This window comes from Methylophilus sp. (assembly GCF_035460085.1).
GTDB lineage: Bacteria > Pseudomonadota > Gammaproteobacteria > Burkholderiales > Methylophilaceae > Methylophilus.
This window is the reverse complement of sequence record NZ_DATHWZ010000016.1, coordinates 18,884-31,754: the sequence shown is the minus strand read 5'-3', so window position 1 is coordinate 31,754 and position 12,871 is coordinate 18,884. Positions and strand designations below refer to the sequence as shown.

Genomic DNA, 12,871 nt, shown 5'->3' with positions numbered 1-12,871 from the left:
ACATGATTCTGGTCATTGCCCGCAAAGAACTGCGCAGTTTATTCGCCACGCCGATGGGTTGGCTGGTGCTGGGCATTTTCCAGGCTATCGTTGGTACTTATTACAGCCTGAGCTTCAACCAATACTTTGAGATCATGCAGAGCGCACAATGGCAGGTGCAGCGTATTGGCATCACGCAATTTATGGCAGAAGGCGTATTTGGGGTGGCTGCGGTATTGATGCTGTTTGTCGTGCCGCTGGTGACCATGAAATTGATCAGTGAAGAACGCAAAAACCAGACCATGGCCTTGTTAATGAGCGCGCCATTATCGATGAGCGAGCTGATCCTGGGCAAATTGCTGGGGATAGTGAGCTACCTCAGCCTGCTGATCGTGACGATGGTGCTGATGATTGCGATGATGTTGCCCTGGACCGAAATAGATATACCTTACTTACTCACACACGCTTTTGGCCTGTGGCTTTTAGTAGTCGCGAGTTGTGCACTGGGCTTGTATGTCTCCTGCCTGACAGCCAACCCTATTTTGGCGGCGTTTGGTAGCCTGGCGGCGCTGACCGTCTGCTTGTTGCTGGACAAGTTTTTTGCAGATAACAATCAGCTTCTTTTCCACGATTTTTCATTGATGCAGCATTATCGCCAGTTTGCGCTCGGCATGCTGAATAGTTACGACGTGTTGTTTTTTGTGCTGTTCTCGACATTCTTTGTGCTGCTATCAGTTCGCCGTTTAGATGCTGATCGACTGTATGGCTAATTCACAATCATCCAAATTGTCCAAATCCTGGCAATCCCTAACGCTGGCATGGCAGCATCGTCTTGTCGTGCCGGGATTACTACTGGTAACTCTGGCACTGGGCGCATTTGCCTGGCACTTTAATATCATCACTGATCACACCAGCAATCGCCGCAACACGCTTTCCAAAGCAAGTATTGAAGTGTTGCAAGCATTACCAGGAACGATAGAAATCAGCGCGTTTTGCAGCAATAGTCCTTACAAAGGCCGCTATTTCAGAAAATCGATTCTGGCGATGGTACAACGCTACCAGCATATGCACCATGATATGCATTTGCAATTTATTGACCCATCCATTTCACCGAGACTGGCGCGCGAACAACAGGTCAAAAAAGAAGGCGAAATGATCATCCGCTATCGCGGGCAACAAAAGCGCATGTACCTGCCTTATACAGAAGAAGCATTGACCAATGTGCTGTTGCAACTGCAACATGGTGAACGCGCGCCATTGCTGTTCTCCACCGGGTTGGGCGAAACGGCATTAGACAGTGAGGCGGCGAATGGCGCCAGTCAACTGGCAGAAGCAATGCGTTCAGCAGGATTGCAGGTGATCAGCAGCGCTGGTTTTGAACGCTACTCCAGCCCCCATGAAAACCTGCCGACATTAGTGCTTGCTGGTGCGAAACAGCCTTACTCACCGACGCAGGTCAACGCTATAAAAACGCATATAAGCAAAGGCGGCAACCTGGTTTGGCTGGTAGACGATGCAACCACCCAAGGCCTGGGGGCTTTAGCCGAAAGCCTTGGACTGAATATCAGCAAAGGCATGGTGATAGACCCCGCCAACCGTCAATATGATATCCCCTTGCACGCATTAAGTACGCAACGGTATTCCAGCCAAGGGCCTACCCAGGAGTTCTCCCTGCGCACATTTTTTGACCAGGCGCACGCCATTGTGCGCTATCGGCAACCGGAAGACCCATGGCGTACCTTGCCACTGGTTGCCGCTGCAGAAAGCGGTTGGGCCAGTGCAAGCTATCGGATAGAACAGCCTGAAAAACTGCCGGCTTTTAACGCGCAAACAGATGTTCAAGGGCCGGCGACCATTGTCCTGGCATTGGAAAAAACGCGCCCTTCAGGCGAGTTTCAAAGAATTATGGTGATTGGCAGTGCGGGATTTTTCAGTAATAAGCAGCAGCAAAGAGGCGGAAATCTGGCGCTCACAATGCAAAGCTTGCAATGGGTAGTCAACAATCAACCCAGCATCAGCTTGCCGGTGGCACCGTTGCGCGATAGCATCATTTTGTTACCCTCTCAACAAACCTGGTTAATGCTGTTGTTTAACAGCTTTCAGTTTGGTTTGCCGGCACTGTTATTCTTGGCAGGTTGGCACAGATGGCGCAGGAAAAATCAGCACTAAGCTTTCCCCACCAGGCTTCTCCCAGAGGCGACTGCTAAACCAAATAGCTGAATGTCATGCTTTAAACATTATCCATATGCATATAGCCGCACCGTCAAATAAGACAAGCGATCATCCTGATTTGCATACTGGCCGGTGACTTGAGTTCACTGACAGGCTTGCCCTTACAATCGCACTAAAGAAAAAGCCCTGGCATGACCAGGGCTTTGCACATCCAGTGACTGCCAGTTACAAACCAGACAGACCTTTTTCAATCGATTTATTATGGGTAGGCTCGCCTGCTGGCTCAGCGGCAGGAGTAGCCACCGGCAACTCAGGTTTCGCAGCGGCTGGGGCACTTGCTCCAGGCACAGTTGCATCACTACTATTCAATGTCATTGTTGAGAAGTCGCCATAGAACTCCACTTTAGCCTCTTTACGCAAAGCGGCCACTTCGTTTTTGATCAACGTTTGCTGGCCGGAATTCACCAGGTATTGCTGGATGACCGGTTTCGCTTTTTCAACATCGACAGGTTGCCTGTCCACTTTGGCCAGGAACAATAACACCAATGCATCAGGCCCTTTAACAATCAGGGTATCGCCAGCTTTCAGTGTATTCAGCTTTTTCAGCAAATCAAGCGGTAATTGTTCTGCTGCTTTACGGCTGGCATTGGCATTGAACACATAGTTATTGTCTTTCAGCCATTTACCCAGATCATCGGCAGTTTTGGCTGCACTGATCCCCGCTTCAATATCGCTGGCATGCTGGTTACCGTCTTTGACGACAAACTCCTGAATCACGTAAACATTACGCTCACTGAATAATTCAGGATGGGTATCGTAAAACTTCTTGATATCGTCACTTGAAGGTGCGGCTTGCTTGGCAGCCACTTTTTGCATATAGGCTTGCGCCAGCAACTGCTGTTTGGTTGCTTCAAGCACTTGCAACACATTCGGGTCGCGATCAAGTTTCGCATCCAGTGCCTTTTGCTTGAGCAATTCGATATCAACCATTTGCTGCAGGACCTTTTCTGAGGCTGGTTTCAGCTGTGCCTGGTCGATCTTGCCGGCTTTGGAAAGTGCAAAGTTTAGCTGATGCACCGTAATTTCATTTCCATTCACCTTGGCAACCACTTGCGTGGATCCCTTGCCGGCTTCTTCGTGCTTGCTGCATCCTGCCATGACCAGCATCAATGCCGGTACGATTAATGCGATTTTTTTCATTATCACCCTTTAAGAAAATTCATATTTATTGTGTTTATGCTTATGGCGCGCCAGGCTCGCCCCAGGCCACACCTGAGCTGCTAACCTAATTTAGTGATGCTCAATTATTCACAATGCATGTTAACACACTCTTTTTACCAGTATTGCCAATGGCCGCCAAACACCACCCATGCTCCGAGCACGGCATTGGTGACCATATGGGCTAATATTGGTATCCAGAGCACCTGGAATCGACGGTATAACCAGGCATATACCAGTCCTGCCAACAACCCTGCTAACCAGAGCTGATGTTCAATCGCAAATAATACGCTACTTACTACTACTGCATAAGTACCCACATGGGCTGGTGAGACAGACATAAATTCACTGTGTTCCAGCCTGCGCATGAAATAGGAGCGCCAGAACAATTCTTCAATGAGTGGCACCAGCAGCGCAGAGCCACTCCAGCGGCACACCAGCCAGAACATATCCATTGCATCACGCATAGGCATGGCTTCAGGGTTGTTCTGTGCTTGCCCTCCCATCCATTCGGGATAAGGCAAAACCCAGAGCACAAATACCAGCAACCCGCTGAGAATAGCAATGACAGCTTGGGAAAGACTGGGCGTAAGGGATAGCTCAACGTAGTCACGACGGTAATGGATCAATAGTGCAACGGCTGCCAGCGTGCGCACAAGATATGTCGGCTGGCTGCCAAGCCCTAAGGATGCCAGGCCTGCAGCGATGAGTGGCTCGCATGCAAGCAACAGGATAAAGCCGATAAACGGATATATGCGCGCACGCTCATGCAGCGTAAAGAAGGATTGCAGTCGAGAAAACATCACTAAGCCAATACTCAAAATAACAAAACGCCCAACCAGAGAGCAAGTTTAGGGCGTTGCTATTGTATCAACTTTATTTTCAATCAGTTGTGACCGTTTATCTTGCAGGATATTTTCCAGCTCCACCCGCTTCAACTGGAAAAAAGGTTCTGCACGCATGACCTTCTGGTAGGTGCTGGCATCGGCATACAAGCCGACCAGATCATTACCATACGCATACAGGCGACTATTTTTCTCTTCGCAGGAAACCAGTTTCTGATGTGCATTGCTGACATTGGCAACCAGTTTCTTGCGCTGCTCGTCATTTACATCTAGGTCAGATTTGGCCACCTTAAGTTGCTGTTCAGTGCTTGCCAGACGCTGCGTTTGTTCAGCGAGTTGCGCCTGCAACTGCTGTAACTGGGCAGAAAGCGCAGTTTTTTCCTGTGCCAGTTTCTGGGCTTCCGACTGCAATTGCTGGGTTCGCCTGGCTTGGCCCTGCAACTGCGCAGAATGGGAGCGCTGAGCACTTTGTGCCTGATTCAGGGCATCTGAGATACTTTTCTTTTCCTGCTCAAACTGCGTTTGCAAAGCGCTCTTCTCAGCTTCCATATCCTGTTTCATCTTCTGCATCAGGATAGCCGCGCGCTTGGCCGCTTTGTCTTGTTTATCAGCGGCAACCGCAGACAGGTGCAAAGTAAACAATAAAATACCAGCGATGATCGATAAGACAGGCTTCATGGTATCCCCTCTAGAATCGTGCATTCAGATCAATTAACAACACATCAACAGAAAAATTCTGTTGCTGGCTACTCCCTGTGATCGGGTCAAGTGGACCGCTGATAGAGTCCGCACTCATGTAACGGGCACTGATCCAGGCATTCTTGTCAACCGCATAGTTTGCGTACATGTACCAGCCTTTTGCATTGGTACCGCCCAACCTGAAGTTAGAGTCTGTGAAACCATCCATGACTGCATCAGCCTCCAGGTATTTATAGCCCAGCGAAACCTGCCATTCATGCGCATTCACATTCTGCACATATGGCCCCAGGAAACTGTTGTTACCCACATCAATCCTGACGTTATAGCCTTCATTTTCCTTTTTGTAGAGATTCCCTGTCCGTTGCAGGACTTCGTTCTGGTCGAAGCCGATATTTCTGACGTAATCACCCGTGAACGTCACATGCACGGGATCAAAATTCATCAGGTCAACCTGTGCCATCAGATTGATCAATTCAAACTTTGAGGCCAGCCCGATGATGCTGCCTTGGCCAGGTGTGCCTAGATTATTAGCATTGATATCAAATGTGTTATTACCGCGTTGACGCCATTCAGGTGCCGTACCGCTGTAGTCATTCAACCCCACCGTATTCAGTTGGCCTTCAACATTCTTGAAATCATGATAGGCCGCAGCCACTTTAACTGAAGACTTGTTTGGGGCGGTCCACTTGATTCCGGTCTGCAAGGAATACAACCATTTATCCCTGGCTTTATTGACAGAGGATGATTCAACTTCTTCAATCGGGAAAGCGCCCACTGTGGTAAACGACGTTAACCTGTCATTGATTTTAGGTGTAAAAGTTGCCGTAAAGCCATCAAAAGCCAGATCAGGATCCCATAGCATGTCGGTATACATAAACGGGTTTGCAAAACGGCCGCCTGTGACAGTTGCCCACTCTGCAGGTTTCGCTTGAAGAAAAGCTCTATCCAGTGTGAATTGATATTTGCCTTGCGCAATACCTTCGGTCTGATTTGGCGTCACTGGTGTGTTTTGCACACCAGTCACCAATTGCAAGCCTCCCGTCAGCCAGTCATTGATACGCATATCGGCTGCCAACCTTGCCCGGATCCTGGCGCGCCGACGCTCTTCACTAGAATTTTCCAGATTCATGCTGCGTCTGAGATCATTATTCAATGTAACAAAATCGTCATTATCCCCGGGGAATTCATCCGCCTGGCCACGCAAACGGATATCGCCGTGGAAACTGATGCGATCTATCCACTCCGGTACACCCAGGCGTTCACCCGCTTTATAGTTCAGTTTTTCCATGACGTCATGCTCGATCTCTTCACGCATGGCTTGTTTCACGTGCTGGGGAATGTATTGCACTCGCACAGTCTTTTCATCCATGGCTTTGTTGACTTCATTTTTCACGTCATCGTGCAATTCGGCTTGCTGGCTGGCCTGCTGGCTTGCTTTGGCATCGGCAGCGGCTTTTTGTAGCAACGTATCTGCTTTCTGCTTGGATAACACGCCTTCCTGCACCAGCAATTCAATCAGGTTAGTCGTCGTGGCTCGTAGTTGCTCCAGAGACTCGCGCTCATCCGCATGTGCACTCCCTGTCGCCAGTAACTGGGTAAACAGCCATACGGCAACGGTCGTTCTTTTTAAGGGGGTATTGAGAGTCTGCATATCCTCACTCACAGTGTTTGGTTTGACACATTGGTTATGTGGTTTCATGAATTAGCCCATTTTCTTTGCCGAAATCCGCATACGGATCGGCATCGGCATATTTTCAGGTGGGCTTTCCTGCATGGCCGGTAAATCATTTAATGCTTCACGGATGCCTTGTTCGATTTCAGGTGTCGTATCCGACTGCTCGACAGACAGTCTTTCAAACTGCCCATTGGGTTTTAACCAGACGCTGACGACGATCTTGTATTGGCCCTGGGTCAGCTTTTTATCGCGTTCTATGGCGCGTTCAATCTGGGATTTCACCAATCCGGCGTACCAGCGATACTTCACGCCACCATCTGAACCTATGGTCGCGACAGCGCCACCTTTATATTCATTATTTACCGCCCCGGATTGAAAAGGACTTGGTCCATCGCCAGCTGCACCCTCCATCTTCAATGTTTCAGCCGGTGGCGTTTCTGCAGGTTTAGGTTGCGGCTCTTTTGGTGCTTCTTTAGGCTGCTCTTTAGGCGTTTCCTTTGGTGGTTCTTTCGGGGGTGGCGGAGGCGGAGGTGGCGGGGTATCCGGCAACAATTTCACAGTAGTGATTTGTTTTTTATGTGTCGTTCCGCCTGCAAACATTTTTTTTAAGCCATAACCAATCCCTGCAAGCACCGCCAAGATCAGCAATAGCATGGCACAGCGGGTGATCCATACCCGTGCAGCAGAAGCCTCTGCCTGGTCTGCCATGGAGTCCATTTCCTGTAAATCCATGACTCAGGTTCCGATCTTGCCGGTGACCAGGCCGACATTTTCGATTTCGAGTCGGTTCACGAGGTCGATCACAGAGATCACACCGGCATAAGGTGCCTGTGCCTGGCCCTTGATCATGATGTTGACCTTGGGATCCATCGCTTTGGCCTGGTTCAGCTGCGTTTCCAGTTCTGCCATACTGACGCCCACGCCATTAATCGTCAGCGTGCCGCCCTGCTGTACCTGCACGATCTTCATATCGTGTTTTTCAATGCTGGGCTTGTTGGATGGCTTGGGCAGGTTCATGGTCAGCCCCTGGACTCCTGCCGTGGTCATCAGGATAAAAATCACCAATAACACATAAGCCAGATCCAGCATCGGCGTGATGTTGATAGTGTCATAGGGTTGTGCGTCGTTTTGAACTTGCATGTTTACTCCACAACCTTTTTAGTCACGAGGCCGACTTCGGTGATATCCAGGCGCTTACAGATTTCCAGTACTTCGGAAACCTTCTCGTAATGTGCTGCCGCGTCACCCTTAAGCACTACCGGCAACTCAGGATTACTGCCTTTGTATTCGGCCAGCCGTTGCTCCAGTTGCGCCATATCCACCGGGAAAGCGTCCAGGTAAACACTGCCATCACTGGTCACGGTGATCGCGCGCATTTGCGGTTTGGCCAAGGCGGCAGTGTTCACGGTATGCGGCATATCGACTTTGACGCCTTGTACTGACGCAGTGGTCATGATGATAAAAATCACCAGCAACACATACGCGAGATCCAGCATGGGCGTAATATTGATTTCATCGTAAAGCTGGTTCTCTTCTTTGACGCCTTCTGACATCTTCTGCCTTATTCCTTACCGTACAGTTCAGCAGTACGGGTAATGAATTCATCGACGAAAATCTGCATGGCGATGGTGATATTCTTCACGCGGCTGGCCAGGTAGTTGTAACCAAACAATGCTGGGATCGCCACGCCCAGGCCGGCCACCGTGGCCAGCAACGCAGCCGCAATACCAGGCGCAATCGCGTTGACGTTGACGTCACCGGCAGCAGCAATCGCGGCAAAGGTAATCATTACACCCACCACCGTCCCCAGCAGGCCGAGGAAAGGCCCACCGGAAATCGCAATGGTGAGTAACACCATCATGCTGTTCATACGCTGGGTTTCACGCACCAGGTCGGCGTCGACTGCGGCTTTGATCGCATCAATGGACGCGCCACCCAATGACACTTTGCCATCATGCTCACGTTTCTTGATTTCACGCAGACCCGCTTTGTACAAGCCGAACAGATTGGAGTTTTTATAGACGCCAGTCTTATCCAGATTCAATAAATCCTGGGTAGAAGCTTGCTGGAAGCGCTTGAGGAATAGCGCATTGTCTTTATCGGTACGCGTCACTAACACGCCTTTGCTAAACATCACCCAGACACTGATCACGAACATCACGGCGAGAATACCAATCACCACTTTGGCATCGACCGTCAGGCTGTCGATCAGGATGCCCATATAGTTGGCTTCACCCTCCTCTTCTCCTTCGCTCTCACCAGCCGGCGTGACCTTGACCAGTTTGGCATCTGCACCTTGTGACTGCACAACCAGGCTTAACCATGCGGCACTACGGGCAGTAGAAGCCAGTTGCAATTCATCGATCTCGGCATTCAATGCATCGCCAACCGTCAGTGTTGCCGCAGCCTGGGCATCATTTGCTGCGACCTGGCCGACCGATTGACCATTGATATAAACAATGGCCTGGCCGCCCTGGAATACCAGTGCGACATGCTGCCACTGGCCTGGCTTCAACTCACCACCGCCAGCAGAAGCTGCACCGGCTTGTAATGCCAGCGTATTACCATTCAGTTTCAGGCTGATATTGCCACTCTTGAATACTTCTGCGGTTTGCGGCAGATTGCCCGGTTTTAACCACACTGACCAGGTGGCACCATTGGATAACTGTGGGGCCGTAGGCAACGCAATGGTTAGCGGACTATTGTTAAGCACTGCGCTCTCGGCAATCAAGCCGGCTTTTTGCTGTGTTGCATTGCCGCTGGCGCTTAGTTGTGCGGGGCCACTATCTTTCAGCAAGGCTTTATCAGAGAAAGCGAAGCGGGCCAGCAGTGCCGGATCATTCAAAGCTTGTGCATCACTGGCGGCTTTAGCGCCTTCGTTTCCGGTATACAAACCAATCGCCAAATCTTTATTCGCTGAGGATACTTGCGGTAGCACTACCCAAGCTACGGCCAGTTCATTCACCGCGTCATACTTCTCTAATAAGAACTTGAGTTCTGTTTTGTCATCTGCGGCAATAAAGCGGATATCTGAGCCATCAATGTTAGACCCGGTAAAGTCAAAATTACCGGAATGCAGACGCACCAGTACTGGCGCCTGATTCACAGCCTCCTTGATATTGGCTGTCTCAAGGGTGATTTTTTGTTGGGTGGCCCAATCTGCATTCCAGGCAGCTTTCACTGGCAAAGCAAGGGTCAAGAAACAGAGGCTGGCTATTAAACCAAGGGTAGACTTCTTCATATCCATCGCAGTCGAGTTAATTCGAGGAGCAAGTCTATAGAGCGAATGTTGCAGAGAAATTAAGAACGGACTATGCGGACTAGTTTTTTTATTTTCATAAAAAAACAGCCCGGCAGAGCCGGGCCGAGGTAAGCGTTTGTGCCTGTTAAACAGGTCTGAGTAAAAGTGCGTTAAGCCGGTTATTTTGGCTGGCGGCGAGCGGCGATGTAGCCCATCAGACCCAAGCCGATCAGGATCATACCGGACTGCGTTGGCTCGGGTACTGCTGACAATGTGTATGTCAGGCTACCAGCACCGGACAAACCCAGTGAGGTGTCATAAGCAAAGAAGGCATCCGTCGTATCTGACCAGCCGGCAATCAGGCTGAAGCCAATCGCAGGGTTAGTCGCATCTACAGACCATTCGATACCTGTAAATACGCCATCCTGGAAAACCGCAGTCGCATCTGCCAGGGCAGGTGTCCCCAGGTTAAACAGGCTGCTGCCGAAGTTGAATTGCAGGCTGCTTAAATTCAGCAGTTCGGTGCCTGAAGACAACAGGCCTGCGTCATCAAAGCTGAACTGGCCCTGATAAGTAGTCCCGTTGTAATGCCCGGAATCCACTGCCCCAGACACTTGCCAGGACTGGATCGCCGCTTGTGCAGGCATCACTGTCGCCATCAATGCAACCAGCGCTGCTTTTTTAATTAAAGATTTCATTTTAAATTTCCTTTAGTAATTATTTAAAGAATAAAGTCTCTGGCAGGCGCCACTTGCTTAGCGGTCAGGCCTTTCAGGGTGACCAGGGGTTTAGCCGCGGCAGGGCCTGTTGCGCCATCCGCATCTACCAGCACCTGTACGCCACCTGTCACATCCAGCAGCCTGATATAACCATCTGCAATCGCGACATTGGCTGAAATACCCAGGGAAGCCAGCAATGCGCTCAACTGCAATTTATCGGCATAAGGGGTAAAGTCGGTGATGGTGTCACCAGCGTCACGTATGCTGTTGTAGACAAATACATCGTTACCCGCGCCGCCGGTCAGTGTATCCACTCCCAAGCCACCATTGATGATGTCATCACCTGCCGTACCCACCAGCACATCGCGACTGGCAGTACCAGTGCGTGTCACACCAGCAGTGGTAGTGGCAATCGCCAGGTCAATCAGGCGGCCACCTCTGTCATACTGGTTTTCCAGGCCATACAAGTTAACCGTGATCTCATCGCCATCGGCATTGTTCAAGCGGCCAAGGCCACCTTCTGCTTTTGGTGACTGGATGTAATTGGCTAATGCTTCCTGATAGGTAATGGTGAACGGACTGTCTTCAAACACCACATTATTAGCAGCGAAAGGGAAACCGTCGCCACCCGCAGCCGTGAAATCAATCGTAGTGAAAGAGAAAGTACGGCTGTTGTTCACCACTACACCGTTATCAATCAGCACAGTGCCGTCATCGAGTACCACACGTTGCACACGATTACCGGTGCCTTGAGTCGTTCTGGCAACATTGTTACTGTTGTAAGTCACCTGCATGCCGGAGATCTGCGGGTAACGGCCATTGGCACGTCCGGTCGGACTGGTATCGCCATAGCCATGCTCAAGCAAATCTTTCAATTGTGTGGCATTGACAGCAGGTGCGCGTTTTACCAGGTTGGTAAATGGCAGGATATTAAAGGTATCGCCAACAGACACATTACCGGCGGCAGCGATATTGGTACGGATACCACCACTGTTCTGGATCGCGACATCAGTTTTACCGGCAAAACGCATGGCATCGGCAACCAGGTCACCCAGGCCAGTTTCAGCGTTACGTACACCGGCAACAAATGTACATGGCAATGCTGCACACGTCGTATGTGTCGGGCCATTTAGTTTCACCGCTGTGGTACCGATGATTTGTGCATTCAGCACAGAAATATAGTTCTGCACTGGCGTCACTACTTGTGCATTAATCGTAGGATCGCCGTTGACGCGATCAGCATCTGCAGTTGCGCCGCTCACTCGCATCATTTTGCTGGATTCAATCGCAACGAATGTGCCATTGCTGTCATCAATGGTGAAATTCACCTGACCAACATAACGGTTACCAAAGTGGCTGGTCAGTACTGGCACTGTTTTACCATGCGCATCTACCGCATTCACCGGATGCGAAGTAAAGGTCGCTGCCACGCCGCCGTTAATGAGTGCGTCATCCGGATCTACCATCAGTTCGTGGCCGCCACCTGACAACACTAAATCAACACCTGTCAGTGCCGGAATAACGACACTGATTTCATTCGCTGCATTTTGCAGGTGACTCATCAAAATGACAGTACTCACCCCTTGTTCACTGCGCAGGCGATTCACTTCGGCTTGAATCAGCGGAATCAAATTCTGCAGGTTTTGTGCTTCGGTATTGCTGGCGTCGTAGCCAATCACATTCACTGCACCGGGCGAAGAAATATTAGGTAACAATGGGGTGGTTGCACCGACCAGGCCAATTTTATGACCGGCAGCCGTGGTGATTACTTTGGATGGGGCTACTTTACCGCTAGCTTTCAGGGCACTGAATTCGGCAGTGGCATTGAAATTCAAATTGCTCGAAAGATAGGTACTGCCGGATACTTTGGCAAAACGTGCCGCCACTTGTGGACCCAGGTCAAATTCGTGGTTACCAAACACCATGGCGTCAAAACCAATTTGGCGCAAGGCGATTGAATCGTAGAAGTCCTGGCCGCCATCGGTGAAGCTATTGGCCAGATTATTCAGGCTGGCAGTGAACCGAGGGCCTGGCAGGAAAGCATCACCAGCGTTCAGTTTCAACACTGTGCGGCCTTGACCGCTTGCTGCGGTTTCGGCATTTTTAATCACGGTTGCCAGGCGGTCGATACCACCATAATAAGAAATTGCTTGCCCTGCGTTATCACGCAAATTGCCTTGTGCAGATAATAACCAGCTTTCCTGATCACCCACATGCAATACAGTGACGCCTTCTGCCCACGCGCCACCAGTAGTGAATGCCAGCGCCACACAAGCCGTTAATTGTTTCAGTTTAAACATGTTCTTCTCCATGAAGTGCCGCG

Annotated in this window: 12 protein-coding genes; 2 read left to right on the top strand and 10 right to left on the bottom strand. The window is 50.3% G+C overall.

What is annotated here, in order from left to right; translation table 11 throughout:
• The first annotated feature begins 2 nt into the window (after nt 1–2).
• Entirely contained in the window at nt 3–749 is a 747-nt protein-coding gene (locus tag VK958_RS02340; RefSeq protein WP_325238704.1) for an ABC transporter permease, read from the top strand.
• Nucleotides 742–2,148, top strand: a complete 1,407-nt coding sequence (locus VK958_RS02335) for a DUF4350 domain-containing protein (protein ID WP_325238702.1) — start codon at nt 742–744, stop codon at nt 2,146–2,148. The genes VK958_RS02340 and VK958_RS02335 overlap by 8 nt, the downstream gene beginning before the upstream one ends.
• Nucleotides 2,149–2,376: 228 nt before the next feature.
• Here the strand turns inward: VK958_RS02335 and VK958_RS02330 are convergent, their stop codons facing one another.
• The 10 genes from VK958_RS02330 to VK958_RS02285 form a co-directional block, all read right to left on the bottom strand.
• Nucleotides 2,377–3,351: an EpsD family peptidyl-prolyl cis-trans isomerase gene (locus VK958_RS02330; RefSeq protein WP_325238701.1), complete on the bottom strand. Its 975-nt coding sequence runs from the start codon at nt 3,349–3,351 to the stop codon at nt 2,377–2,379.
• A gap of 134 nt (nt 3,352–3,485) precedes the next feature.
• Nucleotides 3,486–4,172, bottom strand: coding sequence for a CAAX prenyl protease-related protein (locus VK958_RS02325; protein WP_325238700.1), 687 nt, complete (start codon nt 4,170–4,172; stop codon nt 3,486–3,488).
• 48 nt (nt 4,173–4,220) lie between these two features.
• Nucleotides 4,221–4,892, bottom strand: coding sequence for a hypothetical protein (locus tag VK958_RS02320; RefSeq protein ID WP_325238698.1), 672 nt, complete (start codon nt 4,890–4,892; stop codon nt 4,221–4,223).
• A gap of 10 nt (nt 4,893–4,902) precedes the next feature.
• Entirely contained in the window at nt 4,903–6,612 is a 1,710-nt protein-coding gene (locus VK958_RS02315; RefSeq protein WP_325238697.1) for a putative porin, read from the bottom strand.
• A 3-nt stretch (nt 6,613–6,615) separates the two neighbouring features.
• Nucleotides 6,616–7,320: a TonB C-terminal domain-containing protein gene (locus VK958_RS02310; RefSeq protein WP_325238695.1), complete on the bottom strand. Its 705-nt coding sequence runs from the start codon at nt 7,318–7,320 to the stop codon at nt 6,616–6,618.
• 3 nt (nt 7,321–7,323) lie between these two features.
• Nucleotides 7,324–7,728: an ExbD/TolR family protein gene (locus VK958_RS02305; RefSeq protein ID WP_325238694.1), complete on the bottom strand. Its 405-nt coding sequence runs from the start codon at nt 7,726–7,728 to the stop codon at nt 7,324–7,326.
• A gap of 2 nt (nt 7,729–7,730) precedes the next feature.
• On the bottom strand, nt 7,731–8,141 hold the full coding sequence (locus tag VK958_RS02300) for an ExbD/TolR family protein (protein ID WP_325238692.1): 411 nt from the start codon (nt 8,139–8,141) through the stop codon (nt 7,731–7,733).
• 8 nt (nt 8,142–8,149) lie between these two features.
• A complete protein-coding gene (locus VK958_RS02295) occupies nt 8,150–9,829 on the bottom strand; it encodes a DUF2341 domain-containing protein (protein ID WP_325238690.1) in 1,680 nt (559 codons plus the stop codon).
• Between the two features lie 179 nt (nt 9,830–10,008).
• Nucleotides 10,009–10,527, bottom strand: a complete 519-nt coding sequence (locus tag VK958_RS02290) for a PEP-CTERM sorting domain-containing protein (protein ID WP_325238689.1) — start codon at nt 10,525–10,527, stop codon at nt 10,009–10,011.
• A 23-nt stretch (nt 10,528–10,550) separates the two neighbouring features.
• Complete coding sequence (locus tag VK958_RS02285; protein ID WP_325238687.1) at nt 10,551–12,848, bottom strand: 5'-nucleotidase C-terminal domain-containing protein; 2,298 nt, start codon at nt 12,846–12,848, stop codon at nt 10,551–10,553.
• Between the last annotated feature and the right edge of the window lie 23 nt (nt 12,849–12,871).